This is a genomic window from Photobacterium sp. 2_MG-2023 (assembly GCF_030547675.1).
Lineage (GTDB): Bacteria > Pseudomonadota > Gammaproteobacteria > Enterobacterales > Vibrionaceae > Photobacterium > Photobacterium arenosum.
Genome location: NZ_JAUOQQ010000027.1, coordinates 46,335 through 66,770 on the forward strand (window position 1 = coordinate 46,335; position 20,436 = coordinate 66,770).

Annotated in this window: 24 protein-coding genes; 6 read left to right on the forward strand and 18 right to left on the reverse strand. The window is 47.0% G+C overall.

Annotated features, from left to right (window positions below):
• Window positions 1-161 precede the first annotated feature (161 nt).
• The 5 genes from Q4491_RS18300 to Q4491_RS18320 all read right to left on the reverse strand — a co-directional run bounded on the left by Q4491_RS18300 (window position 162) and on the right by Q4491_RS18320 (window position 3,305).
• Window positions 162-689 (reverse strand): hypothetical protein, encoded by a 528-nt coding sequence (locus Q4491_RS18300; protein ID WP_192014195.1) that lies wholly within the window; start codon window positions 687-689, stop codon window positions 162-164.
• A 15-nt stretch (window positions 690-704) separates the two neighbouring features.
• Window positions 705-1,385 (reverse strand): C39 family peptidase, encoded by a 681-nt coding sequence (locus Q4491_RS18305; RefSeq protein WP_192014197.1) that lies wholly within the window; start codon window positions 1,383-1,385, stop codon window positions 705-707.
• A gap of 148 nt (window positions 1,386-1,533) precedes the next feature.
• Window positions 1,534-2,082 (reverse strand): hypothetical protein, encoded by a 549-nt coding sequence (locus tag Q4491_RS18310; RefSeq protein WP_192014199.1) that lies wholly within the window; start codon window positions 2,080-2,082, stop codon window positions 1,534-1,536.
• A 180-nt stretch (window positions 2,083-2,262) separates the two neighbouring features.
• Complete coding sequence (locus tag Q4491_RS18315) at window positions 2,263-2,595, reverse strand: carbon storage regulator (protein WP_192014201.1); 333 nt, start codon at window positions 2,593-2,595, stop codon at window positions 2,263-2,265.
• A 44-nt stretch (window positions 2,596-2,639) separates the two neighbouring features.
• Entirely contained in the window at window positions 2,640-3,305 is a 666-nt protein-coding gene (locus Q4491_RS18320; protein WP_218386610.1) for a hypothetical protein, read from the reverse strand.
• Between the two features lie 364 nt (window positions 3,306-3,669).
• On the opposite strand from Q4491_RS18320, the gene Q4491_RS18325 reads away from it, so the two are divergent.
• The 3 genes from Q4491_RS18325 to Q4491_RS18335 all read left to right on the forward strand — a co-directional run bounded on the left by Q4491_RS18325 (window position 3,670) and on the right by Q4491_RS18335 (window position 5,799).
• Window positions 3,670-4,698: a transporter gene (locus tag Q4491_RS18325; RefSeq protein WP_192014205.1), complete on the forward strand. Its 1,029-nt coding sequence runs from the start codon at window positions 3,670-3,672 to the stop codon at window positions 4,696-4,698.
• A gap of 202 nt (window positions 4,699-4,900) precedes the next feature.
• Window positions 4,901-5,302 carry a DUF2750 domain-containing protein gene (locus Q4491_RS18330; RefSeq protein WP_192014207.1) on the forward strand — a complete coding sequence of 134 codons (402 nt, stop codon included), beginning with the start codon at window positions 4,901-4,903 and terminating at the stop codon, window positions 5,300-5,302.
• Between the two features lie 128 nt (window positions 5,303-5,430).
• The gene (locus Q4491_RS18335) at window positions 5,431-5,799 is read left to right on the forward strand and encodes a HopJ type III effector protein (protein ID WP_192014209.1); all 369 of its coding nucleotides are present in this window, start codon (window positions 5,431-5,433) and stop codon (window positions 5,797-5,799) included.
• 56 nt (window positions 5,800-5,855) lie between these two features.
• Here the strand turns inward: Q4491_RS18335 and Q4491_RS18340 are convergent, their stop codons facing one another.
• Window positions 5,856-6,299, reverse strand: coding sequence for an isoprenylcysteine carboxylmethyltransferase family protein (locus Q4491_RS18340; protein ID WP_192014211.1), 444 nt, complete (start codon window positions 6,297-6,299; stop codon window positions 5,856-5,858).
• Between the two features lie 230 nt (window positions 6,300-6,529).
• On the opposite strand from Q4491_RS18340, the gene Q4491_RS18345 reads away from it, so the two are divergent.
• On the forward strand, window positions 6,530-6,952 hold the full coding sequence (locus Q4491_RS18345) for a DUF3010 family protein (protein WP_218386605.1): 423 nt from the start codon (window positions 6,530-6,532) through the stop codon (window positions 6,950-6,952).
• 52 nt (window positions 6,953-7,004) lie between these two features.
• Here the strand turns inward: Q4491_RS18345 and Q4491_RS18350 are convergent, their stop codons facing one another.
• From Q4491_RS18350 to mrcB, 5 genes are all read right to left on the reverse strand, one after another.
• Window positions 7,005-7,238: a DUF3820 family protein gene (locus Q4491_RS18350; RefSeq protein ID WP_192014215.1), complete on the reverse strand. Its 234-nt coding sequence runs from the start codon at window positions 7,236-7,238 to the stop codon at window positions 7,005-7,007.
• 46 nt (window positions 7,239-7,284) lie between these two features.
• Window positions 7,285-7,902: a fumarylacetoacetate hydrolase family protein gene (locus Q4491_RS18355; protein ID WP_303459702.1), complete on the reverse strand. Its 618-nt coding sequence runs from the start codon at window positions 7,900-7,902 to the stop codon at window positions 7,285-7,287.
• A gap of 76 nt (window positions 7,903-7,978) precedes the next feature.
• Complete coding sequence (locus tag Q4491_RS18360; protein ID WP_192014219.1) at window positions 7,979-8,566, reverse strand: YceI family protein; 588 nt, start codon at window positions 8,564-8,566, stop codon at window positions 7,979-7,981.
• Window positions 8,567-8,720: 154 nt separating this feature from the next.
• Complete coding sequence (locus tag Q4491_RS18365; RefSeq protein WP_192014221.1) at window positions 8,721-9,254, reverse strand: NUDIX hydrolase; 534 nt, start codon at window positions 9,252-9,254, stop codon at window positions 8,721-8,723.
• Window positions 9,255-9,324: 70 nt separating this feature from the next.
• A complete protein-coding gene (mrcB, locus tag Q4491_RS18370) occupies window positions 9,325-11,700 on the reverse strand; it encodes a penicillin-binding protein 1B (RefSeq protein WP_303459706.1) in 2,376 nt (791 codons plus the stop codon).
• A 196-nt stretch (window positions 11,701-11,896) separates the two neighbouring features.
• Here mrcB and Q4491_RS18375 point away from each other — a divergent pair, with 196 nt between their 5' ends.
• A complete protein-coding gene (locus tag Q4491_RS18375; RefSeq protein WP_192014225.1) occupies window positions 11,897-12,352 on the forward strand; it encodes an exoribonuclease R in 456 nt (151 codons plus the stop codon).
• A gap of 120 nt (window positions 12,353-12,472) precedes the next feature.
• Here the strand turns inward: Q4491_RS18375 and Q4491_RS18380 are convergent, their stop codons facing one another.
• The 6 genes from Q4491_RS18380 to Q4491_RS18405 all read right to left on the reverse strand — a co-directional run bounded on the left by Q4491_RS18380 (window position 12,473) and on the right by Q4491_RS18405 (window position 19,172).
• Window positions 12,473-14,194: a phospho-sugar mutase gene (locus Q4491_RS18380; protein WP_303459709.1), complete on the reverse strand. Its 1,722-nt coding sequence runs from the start codon at window positions 14,192-14,194 to the stop codon at window positions 12,473-12,475.
• Window positions 14,195-14,492: 298 nt separating this feature from the next.
• The gene (gene astB, locus Q4491_RS18385) at window positions 14,493-15,827 is read right to left on the reverse strand and encodes an N-succinylarginine dihydrolase (RefSeq protein WP_303459712.1); all 1,335 of its coding nucleotides are present in this window, start codon (window positions 15,825-15,827) and stop codon (window positions 14,493-14,495) included.
• Window positions 15,828-16,445: 618 nt separating this feature from the next.
• Entirely contained in the window at window positions 16,446-16,790 is a 345-nt protein-coding gene (locus tag Q4491_RS18390; protein ID WP_192014546.1) for a multidrug efflux SMR transporter, read from the reverse strand.
• 129 nt (window positions 16,791-16,919) lie between these two features.
• Entirely contained in the window at window positions 16,920-17,306 is a 387-nt protein-coding gene (locus Q4491_RS18395) for a hypothetical protein (RefSeq protein WP_192014231.1), read from the reverse strand.
• 197 nt (window positions 17,307-17,503) lie between these two features.
• A complete protein-coding gene (locus Q4491_RS18400) occupies window positions 17,504-18,469 on the reverse strand; it encodes a cation diffusion facilitator family transporter (protein WP_192014233.1) in 966 nt (321 codons plus the stop codon).
• Window positions 18,470-18,563: 94 nt separating this feature from the next.
• Window positions 18,564-19,172, reverse strand: a complete 609-nt coding sequence (locus tag Q4491_RS18405) for a DNA-3-methyladenine glycosylase I (RefSeq protein WP_192014235.1) — start codon at window positions 19,170-19,172, stop codon at window positions 18,564-18,566.
• A gap of 345 nt (window positions 19,173-19,517) precedes the next feature.
• Here Q4491_RS18405 and Q4491_RS18410 point away from each other — a divergent pair, with 345 nt between their 5' ends.
• Entirely contained in the window at window positions 19,518-19,805 is a 288-nt protein-coding gene (locus tag Q4491_RS18410) for a hypothetical protein (RefSeq protein ID WP_303459716.1), read from the forward strand.
• A gap of 275 nt (window positions 19,806-20,080) precedes the next feature.
• Here Q4491_RS18410 and Q4491_RS18415 read toward each other — a convergent pair whose 3' ends face one another.
• Complete coding sequence (locus tag Q4491_RS18415; protein WP_303459719.1) at window positions 20,081-20,386, reverse strand: hypothetical protein; 306 nt, start codon at window positions 20,384-20,386, stop codon at window positions 20,081-20,083.
• Window positions 20,387-20,436: the final 50 nt, after the last annotated feature.

Genomic DNA, 20,436 nt, shown 5'->3' on the forward strand with positions numbered 1-20,436 from the left:
CTTCTCACAACATAATAGGCCAATATTCAACAATTTAAGATTCTAGGCATTTCTGGAACTTTTTACGATCGTATACCTGGCTGGATAAAACTGCATACAAAAAAGGTACAGCAGCCTGCTGTACCTTGACACTAACAACACAAATTGGAAGGAAATAACTATCAATACCCTGTATGCAAAATCGCATTCTCAAGTCGGCTTTTCATTACACTATGCTGGATGTATCCGTTAATATCAGCATCAATGTCTATGTTTCTCTCAATACGAATATTGCTGCCATCCAGGCTGTTTTGCACCACCTGCATGATGCTGTTGGGCAATAAACTGGGCCGTTCAAAAGAGTTGTTATCCCCCACCTGCTTCAAAGTGAGCATTTCGCCACTTGAATAGGCTGACCCTGCGGTAGTGGTGAGCATCCCGTTGCTGATGGTGAAATTGGCAATATGCGAGCGTAATATCTCTTCGCCGTTAAGGGCCGTGATAATACTCAGCCCGATGCTTATCAGCGAACCTTCCGCCGAGAAACCACCTCGTATTGCAGACATTTCCGATTGTGTCATGGCAATCATGCCCGAATCATTCAATACCAACAAACTCGATGGCTTGGTGAATGCGTTCGCGGAAGTATTTGCCATGACAGCAGCACCTCCCAGGGTGGCTGCTACAACATAGTAAGATAGCTTGTTCATACTAGCCTCTGCCTTTTAGTAATCGTTTGTACCCGGCAATGTAATACTGAACGTTGACAGCGAGTCCCTTGCGACAGCATCAGATACTGGTGAAGGGTTGTACACACTGTAGTTTTCTTGGGTAATGAAACTTTCGCGCCCCTCTTTCACTTTATTTTTCACCAGCAATACCGAGCCGCGATAATAAGGTTTAAATTCACTGAGCTTCATCACCATAGTGCCACGCGACGGATCGCCCAGAATAATCTGTTCACTGTTGATACCTTTAATCACCACAAAGTGCATATAGCCATCGAAATTGACAATGGTTATGGCGGGCACCCCGAGTGTTTTAAATTTCTCAAGCGGAAGACGATAACCATTGGCATCCAGGCCAACAGACTGCATGTAAGCCTTCATATCGAACATGGAAAATCCCTGTTTCTCTATTTTTTCAGGATCACCATTTGCAAACATCGACTTGAATACCGTATTTTCATTGGTCTCAATGCCGTAGTGATAGGTCATCAGTGAAGCCACCGCCGCAGAGCCGCAACTAAAGTCGTACTGCTGGCGCATGACATCACCAAAGAGCTTCTCCTGATAACTTTGCACTTTTACATTGTATGCGCCTCGGCTTGGGAAATAGTCCAGAGCACTCACGGTTGTGCTGACCATTAATCCTGCCAATGCCAGGGTTGCCAGTTTTATTTTCATCACCACACCCTTCGCTGTTATTAACCTGACGCCGCTCTTATTGTCGTCAGGCAGGAAATCATTCTTATCTATCGGAGATTCTCAAGGCTATTGAAAGGCTCCATAGGTAAAAACAATGAAAGGGCCGCCTTGCGACGGCCCGGTTTGGTTAGTAACTAGCAGAGCCAGACAGTGTAGCGTTGGTGCTGGTAGATTGCTGAACCATAGAGTTATTACCTGCGTTCTGACCAGCAATGCTGATACCAGACGCATCACTAAACGAGTTGACCATAGTGTTATAGTGTTCAACATCAACAGTACCGGCTTTACCGTCACAGCAAGCGCCGCCATAGGTCACTTCGTTTCTAATCACTTCACCATCAATTTCCGAATCAGCGAGTACTTTATCCATGCTGTATGATTTTTTGAAAGTTTTGTCGATTTCTACATCAGACACTTTCTTCACAACCCAGGAATTATCGCTGTTATCTTTAATGGTTTTGGATTTATCATTACCGATATCACGCATATAAAGATCATCGTTATCTTCATTGAAAGAATAATCGATTTCTTTTGATTTGCTGATATCGACAGTCAATGTTTTCTCAACAGTATCATTGAAGCTGCCTTCGATATTATCTGCATCTGGATAACCATTTGCAAACGCCATAGGCGATGCAATAATCGCTGCTAATAACAACACGTTTGATTTACGCATGATGTTACTCCAATTATGTTCCCCATAACGCATGAGATTTAAATAAATCTCATGCTGGGTAAATGTTATAGATGTTGAAGCAATGATGTTAGCCCTGCGAAACCAAATATCAATTACTAGTAATTTAACATTTAGTTTTATTCCCGGATTAAATAATCCAGCTTAGATACACTAACAGTGTTACTTCAATGTCAGGTTAACCACGGTCGCATTTTGAATTAACACATTATTACCGGTGTTTTGGACTACGTTGAATACCCCTGATGATCCGCTGAAGGCTCCGCCATCAATTACGTTATTACCAGTTGTATTGCCATACGCGCCATTACCCACGACATCACCGTACATATCCGAATCGGCTTGCATGTAGTCAATGTTGAGCTCGTACTGCCCACCTCGAGTCTCATACATTGAACTATCACTCAACGTATCGGAACTTGTTAGAATATCCAACTCATCAGCAACTGCACCCCAAGATAACAGTACAGCTACGGTCAGCGTTAAATATCTCATGACGTCCTCCTGAGAGCTGTCTCTGACACCCCTCAGCTAATGTGTTATTGGCCCAGAAGTACAGCGTTAGTGCTAGCACTTTGTTGAACCAGCGAGTTGTTACCGGCGTTTTGACCTGCCAGGCTGATACCTGAAGCACCGGCAAAGGCACCAGACATATCATTCACATGGGTCACTGTCAGCGAACCAGCATTACCACCGCCGTGATTGCCACCATTACCGTAACCACTGTTACCATAACCACCATGGCCCCAGTCTTTATCATCACAGCAAGCACCGCCGTATGTGACGTCATTACCAATGACTTCACCTTTCAGGTCGGATTTCGCCATGTAGAAGTTTTTATCAATATCGATTTTCCAGGTTTCAGTGTGCTTAAAGTTACTTTCGAAGTGGAACTTTTTGCTGTTATCACTGTTATCTGTGTACTTAAAGCTTTTATCGTTATTGATGTCCTTCATTTTCAGCGTATCGTTGTCCTCATTGAAGCTATCTGTAATGGTTTTATCACTGTCATAAGTCAGCGTGGCTGTCTTAGTGATATCATCATTAAATGAATCAACGATGGATGAATCATTATCACCATAACCACCATTATGACCACCGTAACCACCACCGCCGTAGCTAGGTGCTTGAGGATAGCCACTAGCCAGAGCCAGTGGAGATGCAACTACGACTGCCACTAACAGCGCGAGATTAGATTTACGCATGATTAAGACTCCAAATATGTTGAGTTTTTATTTTATTGCTCTCCCGTGTTGCCACGAGAGATAACTTAATACTAGTTTTCGCCACTTTTTAGTTTGTATTATTTTTAATAAAAACGATGGCAATAAAAACACGCGCATTCCTTTATTCACCTTGTCTGAGCGTGCTTATTTCTAAGAATGGATTCACCATTCTCATTACTAATAATTGTATTGAGATTAATACTGTTTTTATCAGGATTCAGAAGTAAGACAAAAATAACCTTTTATTGATCACTTTTTATCGGATGCTTGACTATTCTTATGACAAGTCAGTGCAACTGACTGCCATTTTTGGGGTGACCTTTGCAAACAAAGTGAGGATATCGTGAGAAAGTTTAACACACACAGCCTTTTAGCGCTGATAGCGATCTTTTCAACCACGGTTGCTGCAGAGGAATCTACAACAACCCAACAAAAGTCGCGTCAGGTTCAGACAGTTACAGACATTCTGGAAAGGCCAGGGGTACTGACACCGAAAGGGTCTTTCGTTCTTGATTCTTCCTTAACCTATACCCAGAACTCCTCCAATACCGTCTCGGTGGTAGGTTATACCGTACTGCCATCACTCATTGTTGGCCTGATACGGGCCAGTGATATTGACAGAACCACCATGACCTTTGGCCTCACCGGGCGTTACGGGATCACCAACCGGTTAGAAGTCGAAGCCAGAATTCCCTGGGTTTACCGTAACGATTCCATTTCTGAGCGGGATATCAATGGACCTTCCAACAGTCCCACCACTAAAACAGTTGAAGGTAACGATCTGGGTGATATAGAAGCAGCATTTAAGTACCAGTTCAATATGCTCGAAGCTCCCTATTGGATAGGTAGTCTTCGCTTCAAAAGTACCACAGGGAGCTCACCCTATGATGTACCTATTGATAGCACCAATGATTTCAAAGAGTTACCTACAGGCTCAGGCTTTCCAAGCATAGAACCGGGCGTCACTATGATCATGCCGCTTGACCCTGCCGTGCTGTTTCTTAATGCCAGCTATATCTGGAACATTAAAGATGACGTCAGCATTCAAATTCCTGCTACGGATGAAGCCCCAAGTACGCAAATCAATACCATTGACTTGGGGGACACCATCTCACTGGGTGCAGGTATGGGTTTTGCCGTCAACCCCAAATTCTCATTCAGCATTGGCCTGAACCACAAAACCATACTGAAATCGAAAGTGAACGGAGGGTATCCTGACGATGCGAAATTACTGCAACTGGATACTATTTCGTTCGGTGCCAACTATGCCGTAAACAGAGAAACCACCATCAACGTAGGCGCAGCAGCGGGGTTAACGGCTGATGCCCCTGATTTCCAATTGACAGTCCGGATACCTTATACGCTGAAATAACTTCAGACTTCTCATCAGAAATGCCAGTCTCTACTGGCATTTTTTTCGCCAGGCCTTCCCCCCCTTTCTTCCCATCCCGCTTTCCACTATGCTTAGAGCAGTTGATTCTGGGCGATCGATAGGGCCGTTTTTCTGAATGTTGCCAATAGCTCCGCCAAGTCAACTGATCATAATAATCAACATCCGAAAACAGGGTCCAACTATGTCCACCACCCCTTTATCCACCGAACAAATTGACACTATTTTGCAGTACGATGCGGAAAAAAGATGTCAATACCTGCTGAAAGAAGTGACCAGTCAGGGGCAGATCTGGATTCTGACCGACGAACACGGCTGTGTCATGTTAAACAGCGAGGATGAAGACTGTGTGCCAATTTGGCCAAATCAGGAGTTCGCACAAGCCTGGGCGACAGGAGACTGGGCCGAATGCAAGCCTGAATCGATTTCAATTAATAAATGGCACAGCCGCTGGACGCCAGGCTTGGAAGACGACGAACTGGCGATTGTCGTGTTTCCAAACCTGGAGCAGGAAGGCATTATCCTGTACCCGGAAGAGCTGGACGACGCGCTAAGACAACAGTCCAAAAAATCAGGTAAACGTTAAGCAATACAACAATAAACCTGAATTCACTAATAGCTTTTGCATATCCGACGCATGATGCCGGTTATGCAGGGCTGATACGGGGGGATTCCCCCCGTTTTCCCCCCATATAACTGAAGCAGGAGAACAGCATGGATACGCTGCTCGCAACCATCAAGGAATCACCCACGAGCGTTATCTTCGACAACGTTCTGAGTGTCATTGACCAGCACTACGATTACAGGCCGACAGCATTCAGCAACGGTCTGGGCAATGAAACGCTTGCCAACGAAGCGGGCAGCAATGAAGGCTCGTGCCGTATTTTCGCCTTTGCCCAGCAACACAAACTCTCTGAACAGGAAACACTTGCCTGTTTTGGACACCACTATTTTGATGCTGTACTGAATAACCCTGATGGCACAGATCATATGAATATACGGACATTCATGAAATATGGTTGGCGCGGTATTCGCTTTGCCGGCCAGCCGTTAATGCCTAAGCATTCCATTGCGGATTGTTAGTCACCAGAACCAAAACAGGGAGCGCATAGCTCCCTGTTTTATGACCAGATGCCTTATCAGCACCATCGCCTGACATGCTGGCAATACTCCTGATATTGCTGGCCAAAAGCGTGTTTCAGTACCCTTTCCTCTGCCGCAATCTGCACATAATTCATGTAAATGGCAAACACAGGAATCATTATCAGGCTGGAAAAGGCTGACAAATTAAGAAAAACCGCTATCAGTAACAATAGCAACCCCAGGTAAATCGGATTTCTTGATATCCGATAGACGCCAGACGTCACCAGCCGTGTTGTTTTTCGAGGGCTTAGTGCCGTCTTCGCGCGGGCAAAAGCCATGATACCTGCCAGCCCGAAACCAACAGCCAATAAACTGAACACCCATTCTAATAAAATCTTGCCGGGAAAACTGAAACGCCATACCGGAAAATACTGAGCCAGCAAATACATTGCAGCCAGGGTAATTAAAAACACTAAAGGGGGCGTAAGTCTGAATCTCATCTTATATCCCTTAACACAGTCAACAGCTTGATATGAAAAGTATAAGCACATTTATACGCAAGCAGAAAAGATTGTTTAAAAAATGTTAAACCCCTTAACCTTTCTCTTGTTTCACCCAAATGCTACACAGCGAAACCCGGTAAAAATTCAGCTTCTCGCAGTGATTATCACTGACAGCCTGTCTTATCTTGGCTTACAATAGCCGCCATAGTCATTATTCGAGATATACCATGAAAATTTTTGCCGTTGAGCTGAAAGGTAAAGAAGCTAACCTTTGTCTGCTGTCACTGAAACAAGGGATGTTTTCAATTCCTGACTGCCGATCGCAGAAACTGGTGCTAAGCGATGCCTTTGACAACCAACAGATGCGTCAATTTCAGAAAAGCTTCAAAAAACTGGTCGAAGACTACCAGGTGGAGCACATCGTCATTAAAACCCGTGAAACACGTGGCAAGCACGCGGGAAGCGCTGAAAGCTTCAAAATGGAAACCGCTATTCAGCTGATTGACGATCTGGATGTCACTTTTATCAGCAATGCCGATATCAAAGAAAAGCTGAAAAGAAGCCCGTTGTCAGTAGATTTCCGCGGCACAGGATTGCGCCAGTTTCAGGAAAATGCTTTTGTGGCAGGCTACGCCTTTCTGAGCCAGTAAACACAACAGGGAGCCAGACGGCTCCCTGTTAATTTCTGATAGCTGATGTTGATCAAGCCTGAGCATCCAGGCGAAAACCTTTCAATGGCCTGATAACCTCTTCTAACCCTTCAATTTTCATTTCAAGCGTTATCGCCAGCAATCGACCAAGCTCGCCATCCGGGAAACCCTGCTTGGCAAACCAAAGCAGATAAGGTTCAGGTAAATCGATAAGTACCCGACCACTGTACTTACCAAATGGCATTTTCATATTGGCCAGTTTGACTAAATCACGTTTTTCGAACATGGATGCGTACCGCTTTGTGTTAACTTGTCTTCAGCTGAAATAGGTGTCAGTCCTTTGCTGTCCAGCCAAAACTGACCAGCTCTTCCTCATTACAGGTTAATGCACCAAGAAAGTCTTGCCCGGCTATCACCTGACCAACTCCTTCGGGTGTCCCGGTCATTACCACGTCGCCATCCTCAAGCGGAATGACCTTCTGCACTTCAGCCAGGATAACTTCCGGTGAGTAAAGCATGAATGTTGTGTCGCTCTTCTGAACCAGGGTGTCATCTATGTGCAGCGATAATCCAAGCGGGGAATCCGAATCAGGCAAAGCGACAAACTCACTGAACAATGCGGCTCCTTCAAACACCTTGCTGCGCTCCCACGGCAAGCCTTTAGCTTTCAGCTTAGACTGCAAATCACGCTTGGTAAGATCCAACCCAAGAGCGGCTGCGCTGAACTGGCCGCCATGATAGAGATACGCAATCTCGGCTTCATAATGCAGCACTTCACCACCATGAGTCGCGTGTAATTCATCGCCAATCGCCGTGTTAGGCTTCATGAAAATGACCATCTCCTCGGGTATTTCATTACCTAGCTCTTCTATATGGGCGGCATAATTTCGCCCTATGCAGATCACTTTTCCCGGCTGAATTTGCTTACCATTGACCGTCACGCTCTTCATAACCACTCCCTGTATTCAATGTGAATATGGCAGAGCATAATGAGCGTGACCGCCAAGGTCAAAATAATTCAGAGGGTTATGATTCAGGCACAAATGCCAGATTCACAAAGACTGGGACACTTGGCAATATTCCATTCAAATTCGCGACTTCTTGTAACGCGGTAATTCCCTTTTCTAAGCCGAATGCTTTAGCATCAATGATAATCGGGCTCTGGCTGCTGACCATCAGCGTGCCGTCAACCAGACGTGTAATTCGTAAATCCGCATTCACCGGATTGATAGCACCATGAAGATTGAGCTTAAGAGACACTTGCTGAGTCAGGGTTTCTCCCGGCTTAAGATCCGCCAGCCCGGTAATGTCAACCTCGCCTTCCAGCATTGCTTTGGGGAAGTCCGACACCTTGAACAGCATCGCTTTCATACGTTCATCACGGATAGGGATTTGCGTGTCCACGCTGGATAAGTCCAGCATCACCTGCACTTCCCCCTGATCAGTGATAGAACCGTCCAGCTCTTTGAAAGCATGTTGCTCAATGACGCTGTTATTTTTCACCGACAGGAAACGCAACTGCGATTGGCTGTTATCCAGCTTCCAGGCAGCTGATGCACAGAGAGGAAATACCGCCAGAGCGACAAAAATAATGTTGCGAACTGATAAAGCCATAACTATCTCCAAAAATACGATTACTTGGATATAATCATAGGCAGTTTCCGTCCATTCCGCGTGTAAAATAACGATGAAGTTACCATTTATCGAGCGAATTCACTTTTTGTCTTGGTTAATGCAATCAATTACTTGCTTTAGAATGACACCAAAGTCAGGCATTCTCAGTCACAGTTAGCAGCTCATCGCGGATACATTTAAGCAAAAACAGCTCGCGCTCCACAGACAGCCCTTTTTTATCGTTTTTTGCAACCGTTTCTTCGTTGTGAGCAATCGCGTCATGGATATTCATCCAGACAGGTTTCATGCCATTCTGGATTTCATACGATTCCAATTGCGTTTCACCTAACTGACTGTCAATACGGCAAGTGAAGCAGAATGATTTCATATGCATGATATCAAACTCAGGTTTATACCATGGCCGGTACTCTTCGTAGAGACCAAAAGGGACAATGTCACGGATATTGCGGGCGCCGGTTTCTTCTTGCAGCTCGCGAACCAACCCGGCCTCAATATCTTCCCCTTCATCAATACCACCACCGGGTAAGGTGTAGTCGTGATACCTTGCGGTGTACAGCATCAGAATATTGTCACCGTCCAGGATTATTGCTCTGGCTGCTTCACGGTAAAACATCGAACCACTTAAATCAGAGACATCAGGATGAACCGTACGCTTGAGAAGCCGCATAAAAGAGTACTCTTCAGATATAAAAACGGGTCGGCATTGTAACCGACCCGCTGATGATTTCCAGTCACTGCTACCAATTAAAGATCGAGCGAATAATGGTAGAGACTTTATTTTCACAGCCTTGCGACTGACGGCCGTCTTTGTCCCAGACAGGCAACTCAACCTGACCGATGCAGGCCTGTGTCAAACCGCCTTGCTGGTTAACCTGATAGGCAACATCGGTAATATTCTTCGGTTCCTGCAGCTTGACCGGTTCAGGATCACGACGCTGGATGTAATCCGCATACAGACGCAGCGGGCCAGAAGAGCCTGTGAGTTTGACATTTTTATTGTCATCCCTGCCCATCCACACTGTCACAACTTCACGGCCATCAACGCCTACATACCAGGAGTCCCGGCCTTCATCAGAGGTACCGGTTTTACCGGCCAGCTTCAGTGACGGAAGAATCGAGTCCAGATAACGGGCTGTGCCTTCAGAGACCACTTTCTGCATTGCATACATGGTCAGCCAGGCAGATTGCTTAGAGACCACCTGTTTCGCGGTCGGCAATGCCTGATAAATCATCTCACCATCGCTGTCAGTCACAGCGCTCAAGGCTGTCAGTTCGCTGCGACGGCCTTCATTAGCAATGGTCTGGTACATTTGCGTTACTTCATACGGCGACAAAGTAAAGGCGCCCAGTAAGATTGCCGGTACCTGAGGGATCTGACCACGATCAACGCCAAGATCAACCAGAGTATCCACCACCTTGTCTAACCCAACCGACATCCCCAGATTCACTGTAGGTATGTTATAGGAGCGTGCCAGTGCCTGAACCAAAGGCACTTCACCACGAAACTGGCGATCATAATTACGGGGAGACCAGGTTTTCCCTTTTTCATCGGTAAGCGTAAGCGGTTTGTCATCCAGATTACTGGCCAGAGTGAATCGCTCTGGTCGTGCCAACGCCGACAAGTAAACCGCTGGTTTCACAACCGAACCGATCTGACGGCGGGCATCAAGTGCGCGGTTGAACCCTTCAAATTCAGGACGGCTGCCGCCGACCATGGCGCGGATTTCACCGGTCTGGCGATCTGCAACTACCATAGCGGTTTCAAGCTGTTTGCCGTGCTGCTTCTTGAGAGCCGACATTTTTGCCCGCACAACGCCCTCAGCACTGGCCTGGGAAATAGGATCCAGTGTGGTATAAACGCGTAAACCCAGACCCGGTTTGTAACCCTGGCTGACACGTTTGTTCAGCTCTTGCTTCAATAAACTAAAGAATGCTGGCTGCCTGCCGGCGACATGTCCTTTTGGCTGTAAGTCTAAATCTTGCTTGATGGCTTTTTTATACGTCTCATCATCAATCTTCTGAGTATCGTGCAGCAGGCTGAGCACCAGATCCCGGCGCTCTTTCGCACGCTCCGGATAACGCCAGGGATTATAATAAGACGGGCCTTTCACCATGCCGACCAACAGTGCCTGCTGATCAATTCGCAGTTCTGACAGCGGCAAACCAAAGTAGAAACGGGCACCCAGAGCAAAACCGTGCACCGCATCCGAGCCACTTTGTGCCAGATAAACCTGATTCAGATAGGCATCGAGGATTTCATCTTTGTTGTAGCGATAATCAATGATTAACGCCATATAAGCTTCTTTAAACTTCCGCCACAGACTGCGTTCGCTGGATAGAAACAGGTTTTTCGCCAACTGCTGAGTTAGCGTACTGCCGCCCTGCACGGTGCGTCCCGCTTTCATGTTCGCCAGAAACGCGCGCCCGATAGCAACCACAGACACACCGTCATGGGTATAAAAATCACGGTCTTCCGTTGCGAGCAGTGCATCAATCAGCGTAGAAGGCAGCTCTGATTTCGGTTTATACAAACGCAGCTCGTTAGAGTCAGTTTCCAGCATACCCAACATTTGCGGTTCAACAGAAAAAATACCGTATTCACGATGCGTGTTCGCATCGACAACACGTTTAACCGAACTGTAGTTAAACTCAGCAATCACATGACGTGCTTGTTGGGGACCACTGCGTGACTGAAAGGGACGACGAATGAATTCCACTTTCAGGCGGCTGGTGCTGTACTCACCCACCCGGGCCGGCTTGCTGACTTTGCGGTAGTTCAAGGCTTTCAGCTCTTTCACTAAATCTTCATATCGCACCTGTGCTCCAGGTTCCAGCACCAACTCGCGGGCATATACCACAGAGGGTAGCTGCCAAAGCTGACCGGCAAATTTATCCGCTATCTGTTTATTAAGCGTCCAGCCCAGCCCACCTAAGGCAATCAGGCTGCCAACCAGAATAAGGGCAAGCAGAATTTTCCACTTGCTGCGGCGTGGTGGCTCGCCCCCATCAGAATTCTTACCCGGCAAATATCGGGCTGAAGTATGGGCAGATTGTTGTTCAGACTCTGTCATTACCTTCATCTTCGCTAACTGCTGAATATGCACACTCAGCATAATTTGATTACTTTGTGGCATGCAAGATAGCTAAATTTTGCTCATTTTTTGTCAATCCTGTGTCAACTAAATGACGCCAGACCGCATGTATAAAGGGCTTCATGGCTGTAACTGAATGACAGCGGTAGTAATTCTTCACATCATCACGCAAAATACAGGCCATTAGACATTGCAGCCTTACCGGAGAAAGAGAGCGATGCAACGGGATTACACATTAAACTGTCTGCTCACTATGCCCCGCCACGAATTGGAAGAGTTCAGCCAACGCATCCTCAGCCGTATGGTCCCTGAGGATGTCATGGAAGAGTTGTTCACCTTTGAGCCGGAGGAAACCCAGACTGCTGACCGCCAGCGTGCTGCCCAGTTTGACGCCATGCTCCGAATGTCAGCGATAGCTTTAGGGGAAGTGTCTTCCGCCTTTTCCGGCTCTGAACAGGCAAAACAGAATACCGAGAGAATGACACGGCTGCTGCTCTGGCATTTTTATGCCATGGCTTTCCAGATGGAAGAAGTCGTCACTCTGGAGCAACATTGCCAGGAAGTAGAGAAACTGCTGAAGAACGCACCGTCAGACACCTTCGGCTGGATTACAGCACTGACAGAGCTGCTGCACCGTTATGCCAGCCTGAGCGGACACGCGTCAGACTCATAGCCTGCCAGGCCAGTCATTGGCGTAAGCAGCACCTGTATCGCACCTTACTTTGTGCCACAGCTATCAATAAAAACGCCAGCGGCAAAGCTGGCGTTCTTCCATCCAGACAGCAGCAAATAATTACCTGTCGGTCAGACCCGTCAAGCTGTTCTGATGACGATGCACCAGTTCGTCCATACTGCTTTGAGCACGCTGATAGGCATGCTCCAGAGTGTCGATCTGATCAATGACCTCAACCACCTCGTAGTAGCATTTCAGCTTAGGCTCTGTTCCTGAAGGGCGGACGACCACTCTGGAATCATCTTCCAGGAAATAAATCAGCACATCACTGGCGGGCAAATCGATCGTCTCAACTGAACCATCGGCGTTATAGCGTGTGGAGGATTTCAGATCATCAATACGCACAACATTGCGCCCGGCAATTTCCTCCGGCGGTTGCTGACGCAGGGTGTCGCCGATTGGCGGGGAATTCGGTGACAGAGCAATGCTGACCTGTGAATTGAGATACAGACCGTGTTCGCGATAAATGGCTTCGAGCTGATCCCACACGGTGCGACCTTGTAAAGCCAATTCAGCCGTCATTTGTGCAAACGCCAGCATCGCGGATAAACCGTCTTTATCCCACACCATATCGCCCACGGTATAACCGAGTGCTTCTTCATACGCAAACAAGAAACAGCTGTCTTCACGCTGCTTCTCCATCGCAATATTGGTCAGCCATTTAAAGCCAGTGAGTGTCTGGTAGTAATCAGCACCGACACGCGACGCCACTTTTTGCAACAGGCTGGAAGAGACAATAGTGGTGCCGACAAGGCTTGTTTCAGGATTCGCTCTGGTCAGCAGATAGTGCCCCAGTAAGACACCAACCTGATCGCCGGTCAGCATTTTATACTGACCTTCCGGGGTGCGAACCGCCACCGCAAAACGATCGGCGTCCGGATCGTTAGCACATGCGAGCGTCGCTTGGTGTTTCTCCGCTTCCGCAATAACCAGATCCATGGCGCCCGGCTCTTCTGGGTTAGGAAAATTTACCGTCGGGAACGTCCCGTCCGGCTCTCGCTGAGCGGCGACACTGTATACGTGAGTAAATCCGGCGTCCGCGAGCAGAGTTTCTGCCATTTGTGCGCCCACGCCATGCATCGCTGTGTAAGCGATGCTGACCGCATCGGGTTTGGCATGATTTTGCAGTAATGCACTTTGTTTAATCGATGCTCTGTAATCATTATAAAATTCATCATCCAGCCAAACCAGTAACCCCTGATTGCCGGCGTCATTGAGATCCATCAGATCAAGTGGCTGCAGCGCTGCTTGGTCGATGGCGGCAGCAATCCCTTTATCGTGAGGGGGAATAATCTGTGCGCCATTGCCCCAGTACACTTTAAACCCGTTGTAAGCCGGCGGGTTATGGCTGGCTGTCACGACAATACCTGCGGCCGCCTTTAAAGCTGTGACACCGTAAGCCACCAGCGGGGTTGGCGCGACCGTGACCGTCAGGTAAACCTTGATGCCCTGCGCCGTTAATACTGATGCAGCATCATGGGCAAAGGTTTTTGAATCTGGCCGGCCATCATAACCAATAACAACGCCTTGCTGGGTCGCCTGAGGCACGGTTTGCTGTAAATACTGCCCCAGCCCGGTCGCCGTTTCCTGAATAACCAACCTGTTCATCCGGTTGGGGCCAGCACCCACTATACCCCTTAAACCCGCGGTACCAAAGGCGAGACGACCAGAGAAGCGTTCGGTCAGTTCCTGTTCATTACCGGCATCAATCAGGTTCTGTAACTCGTCCCGGGTGGCAGGGTCCGGATCTCTTTTTAACCAGCGTGTTATCAACTCTTTCATTCTCTGTCTTCCTAATAGCAGGGTCTGAAAACAAAATATCACAAATGATAGTTATTCGCATTTTAACTGCTTTTGATGTTAACTGTCTGCGCGATATTCATACCGTCCCGGCATCAAAAAGATAGCATCGCCATGGCGAAGAATAACCAGGAAATAGTCGGAATGGCATCACTCTGTCTGACAAGTATAGAGGGATACACAGCTGATGGTGTCAGATTTAAGCGAATGATAAAAAAGAAAAAAGCGGCAGCCTGAATGGCATACCGCTTTAGCTTGGAGAAAATACTTTAACTGAAGCTTAGCGCTGGAACGGGTAAACCGATCCCAAAGCCAGAATCTGGGTCAGTTCATCCAGTGCAGCACGGGATTCATCCAGTAACTGAGGATCCGCCAGATCAGCTTCAACCATCTGATCACGATAATGCTTGTCAACCCACTGATTCAGTCGGCCGTATAAACCATCATTCATCAGGGTTGAAGGATTCACTGCACGTACTTCCTGATCATTAAGCACAACACGTAAACGCAAGCACGCAGGGCCACCGCCGTTGGCCATACTTTGTTTCAGGTCATACACTTTTACCTGATCAATACCGCGTTGGTCTGCCATCAACTGCTCAACATAACGCCAGACATTATCGTTCTTGCGACATTCTTCCGGCAGAACCAACAGAGTTTCACCGTTAGGTGTTTCGATCAGCTGAGAGTTAAACAGGTAACTGGTTACAGCATCATCAACAGACACAGCGCTGGTAGGGACTTCAATAATGTTGAAGCCTTCGCCCATTTTCTCTTTCAGAGAGCGGTAAGTGCCCTGCTGATCTAAAAATGCCTGCTGGTGGCAGAACAGGATATTCTTGTTACCCACTGCGATCACGTCGTTGTGGAATACACCCTGGTCGATCACATCCGGGTTTTGCTGCGCTATCACCACTTTAGTCGGATCCAGCTGATGCAAACGGGCAACCGCTTCGCACGCTTCAAACGTATGGCGGGCCGGGAACACTTTTGGTGCCGGGTGGCGGGTATCGAAAGCGTGACGGCCAAAGACGAAAAACTCAACGCCGTGCTCACCGTATTCGTTGCAGAAACGGGTATGATTCGCCGCGCCTTCATCACCAAAATGTTCTACCGCTGGCAGTGCCGAGTGGTGAGAGAAGTATTCAGGATCGGCAAAGGTGCTGCGCAAAATGCGGCCTGTTACTTCATGCTCAATGGAGCGGTGAAACTTATTGGTCAGGTTTGCCGGTGTGAAATGGATCTTGCCGTCGGCGGTATCTGCCGATGGCGACACAGTGGCTGCATTCGCGGTCCACATACTGGACGCCGAACAACACGCAGCCAGCACTTTAGGCGCTTGTTTCGCAGCCTGTTCAATAATTGACTTGTCGCTGCCTGTGAAACCCAGGCGGCGCAGAGTGTGGACGTCTGGACGCTCTTGCGGTGCCAGCACACCCTGCAACATACCCATGTCGGCCAGGGCCTTCATTTTGTCCAGGCCTTGCTTGGCAGCTTGTTTCGGATTAGATGGCGCCGCCTGATTTTTGGCAGACGCAACATTACCATACGACAGACCACTGTAGTTGTGCGTAGGCCCTACCAATCCGTCAAAATTCGCTTCACGTGCTTTCATAGACTTTCCATCTCAGTTTATCTCGGGCTAAAGATAACAAAGCTTTTACATTAGCAACAAGATCCAGATAAATGTCTAACCAAATGTTATAAATTAGATATTATCACCAATTTGCAGCATGGCTATTCATCGCTCTGGCGTCGTTTGGTGTTGTGAAAGCCCCGGTAAACAGACGCAGCGTTTACAGCCGGTGTGTCTGTGTGCTTTGCAGGTACTTTTCAGATGACAATGAAATGGGATCAGGTAAAACAGGGCGTGCAGTCACTTACCCGTCTCAACTTCCCCCTCTGTGAGCAGCCCCCCTTAAGCAACAACCGTTTTCACGTTATCCATGTACAAAACTGGCGCAAATCCATACTGTCAGCCGTTCATTGCTTTAAAAGCATAGACTGTCTGTGGCTGGACAGCATTCAGCCACAAGCCATCTTGCTGGGGCAGGAAAAAAACAGCTTCAGGCCACTGCATATCGAATACATAATTACGCACTTTCCACTGGTGAAAAGTGCGATATTTTTCTTATTCTTTCTTTTGATTTTGTGTGGCTGATCAGGTTTATCAGCCCGGCCAGCCATGCAGATTGATACCACTAAGCAACAAATGCCATGTGATAGCGGATTATCAGTGTGCTAAAGACTTGGAAAATACATTGATGATGAGTGTGCCGGCCATGATAAATGCAATGCCGAGCAAGGCGTACAGATCCAGTTTTTGTCCGTACCACAACCAGCTGATCAGGGCGACCAGAACAATTCCGGCACCACACCAAATGGCATAGGCCACACCAATGGGAACAACTTTTACCGTCACTGAAAGCAAAAAGAATGCAGCACCATACCCGGTTAATACCACTACGGTGGGCACAAGTTGAGTAAATTGCTGCGTTTTAGGCAGCATAGAGGTTGCGATCACCTCACAGACAATCGCCATAAATAATGCCAGCATAGGTGGCAACGCAGAAATCATATGTAGCATGATCAACTCACTTTAATAAAAATCAGCCCATTCTACACACGAATTACCTGCGTTCCATGACATTACAAAAAAATGTTTTGCCTGGCCATCACTGGTACCAGAGCGATAGCACAAGTGTCGTTAACTTTCCCATTCAACCACATGGCCATCGTCATATACACCATCACTGTAAGCCGGGGTGTAATTGATGAAAATGTTGTTCTGCGCAATCGGCAGGGTACGTGACAGACTGCTGGCTATCAGCTCCAGCATGGCTGCAATTTGCGCTTCGGTATTGAAATTGGGGGCAACCATATCCACAAGAACAGGATGCGAATTTGATGGTTGCTGATTCGCCAGTTGCCCGCCATGTACGAAATGGCCCGCAGGTATGTACTCCCACACAATCATAATGTGCTGCTGGGGAATCTGGGTGGCGTCGGCAATGGCCTGGGATAAAATACCCAAGGCAACGTTTACTTCAACATCGCCCGCAAAGGGTAATGATTTTATACGAATAAGCGGCATACATCCCCCGGTATCTCATTAGCCAGTCTGCTACCAACCAGCCGTGAAGGTTCAAAAAAAGCCAAATATACAGCCGGTTAGATGACACGCATATTCGGTATTTTCATTTTAAGCCTAGTGAGATCACTGCAGTAAAAGAGAATCACAAATGAGACGGGAAGATAAAAAAGTACCAAAAGGCTCAAGGAGCGGCGCCCTCAGCGATCTGGTTTCTTCTTCTGCTGATGAAGCTGTTCGTCCAGCGAGCACGGGTTCACCAGTCTCTCTTCACAGGTATATGGTTCAATATGAATCACCACATCAATGACATTGTCCATCTTGGTGATAACGCTCTGCTTGAACCGCTCGCTTATCGCATGGGCATTCTCAATCGACATCTCTGGATCCACCAGAATATGGCAATCCAGTAACAAGCTCCCCCCCGTCTGGCGGCTGCGGATCGCGTGGATTTCACGAATATCTTTGTCTTCTTCAGCCATGTGTACCAAGCGTTTTTCCACTTCTTCACTGCCTCGGGCATCGGTCAGTTCATTAAAAGCCGGCCAGATGATCTCGAATGCCGCTTTCAGAATCATCCCCGTCACCAGCAATGCCGCAATTTGGTCCAGATATTTCAGAGAAGGGAAAATGGCATTGGTAATCACAGCGACAGCAACAGGTACAGAGCTGAGCGCATCACTGCGATGATGCCAGGCATTTGCCCTTAAAACCGCACTATGGATGTGCTTTGCTTCACGCATTGTCCAGCGGTACAGGAGTTCTTTCATCACAATCGCAGCAACAGCAGCATAAAATGCCAGCATTCCTGGCGCTGGTGGAGGTGTGTCGCTGAGCGTTTCAATTGAGTCCCAGCCAATACCAATTCCAACCAGTGCCAGCATTAGCCCGATAAAAACATTAGCCAGGGTTTCAAATTTACCATGGCCGTAGGGATGACCGCTGTCTGCTGGTGCCATCCAATATCGGGAGCCCAGCAAAATGACAGCATCTGTCAGTAAATCAGAAAAGCTGTGTACCCCATCCGCTACAAGTGCCTGGCTGCCCGCAAACTTACCTATGCCAATCTTTAATACCGCCAGAAAAACATTCAGAATCGCGCCCACCAGGGTCACGGTCCGAATGGTTTTTCCCTTATCATGATGCTGATCTGAAGGCTCTGGCATACTCATTCCTGCTGCTGACTCCGCACAACCACTTTATTGTCTGTCCTGTCTTTTCATTGACATCGAGAATAAGAAGACGCATTGGATGCTTGTTTTACTGGGTGTTGCTGTTGGCTGCTGCTCCCTGGCTCATGACGGCGCGCTCGTAACAATAGCAGTCAACCAGATGATCATTCACCATACCTACCGCTTGCATGAAAGCATAACAAATGGTCTCACCGACAAACTTAAAGCCTCGCTTTTTGAGAAACTTGCTCATGGCTTTTGATTGCTCACTACTCGCAGGCACCTGATCAATACTCTCCCAGCGATTATTGATCGGCACGCCATCCACAAACTGCCACAATGCAGCCGACAAACTGCCAAACTCTTTTTGTAACGCCAGCGCGGCGTTAGCATTGGTAAAGACAGAATTGACCTTGCCCCTGTGCTTAATAATGTCAAACCCGGTAAGAATTGCTTCTGCTTCTTCATCGCCCCATTCTGCTAACTGCTTAATGTCAAAATCGGCAAAAGCCTGCCGGTATGCCTCTCGCCGTTTTAGTATGGTATACCAGCTTAAACCAGCCTGAGCACCTTCCAACGTAATGAATTCAAACAAGATTTTGTCATCCGTTACAACCAGCCCCCACTCTGTATCATGGTATTCCCGCTCAAGAGGCTGATGCATGGCCCATGCGCATACTTTCGATTCCTCGATCATTAAATATACCCCTTGGCAATAAAAATGAACATGTGATTAAAACAACAACTGAGAAGATAACCGTTATACATCCAAGCACCGAATTCTTTATTCGTTATTATGATTGTATTAAAAAATCAATAAAAGCGATATTTCTTAGCAAGATACGTTTAACGATCACTCAATAAGAAACACTGTACATATCACTTTCTATACCGATGACAAAATAGGGCAACAAAATTTCACAAAAATATCGCTTAAGTCACAATATCAAATAAATCCCATCAAAGAATTTGAATTTCATTGTGGGTATTTCATAATAGTCGCGTCAATATTCAGATATTGACTCGACAATAAGGACTGGAAATGAAACACATCGTTGATTTCATCGAGCAACTTGAAAGAGACGAACACTCTTTCACCATTTGGGTGTATGCCCGAAATGGAAAATTTAGTCCATTTGCCGAAAAAGGAAAAACATCCACAACAAGAACGCTTCAGAAAGCAATTGATCAGAATTTACAAGTCGTTGTAGAGCTGCATACACCAGCTGAACACAGCAGTTACTTAATTCTGACTGAAGTACACATTGTTGTGCCGGTGCTGTTCCACCAAGGACAAGTCCATTCAATGGGTAAATCCTTAGCGGCATAAACGCACCAGAATTGTGGAAAAACAAAAAGAAGAACTTGGGCTAGGTTTATTTCTTATCCACATTATTCCCGATGCGTTCTAAAACAGACCGAAAGGTCTGTTTTTTTGCCCCATATCTAACCAAACGGTAAGATATATATTTCACTCAAACAAAAAACTTAGGTAATAAATTTATTACTAACGGTACGTAACGGCAACAATGTATATAAACCATTACTTTACTCTCCTGTGACAGGAAACAATCCGAGAGATGTCCCTGTTTCCGTCACATAAAGTTAATATGTATTTTCCTTTGCCGCTTTAGGTTCACCTGCCAATATGTGGCTACTTTCCATGAGCCGTCGCTGGCCATCATCACACGCCGTTTTACCGTCATCCCAACCTTCGTTATAGCGGGTATCAGAATTATTCAGAGCAATATCTTTCATATATTCAGTATCAACCACACCTTTCAGACTTAATGCACTTTCACAGCCTTGGTTAAACCCAAAGTGATAAATGCTGTCATAAGGTTCTTCATTAACATAAGCCTTAGGGAAAAGTGTGTACTCACCCCCGAATTCAACTTCGAAGTGCGACACTCTCCAATATCAAGTAGCCAAAGTCATTTCTTCAAATACAATGGCTGGCT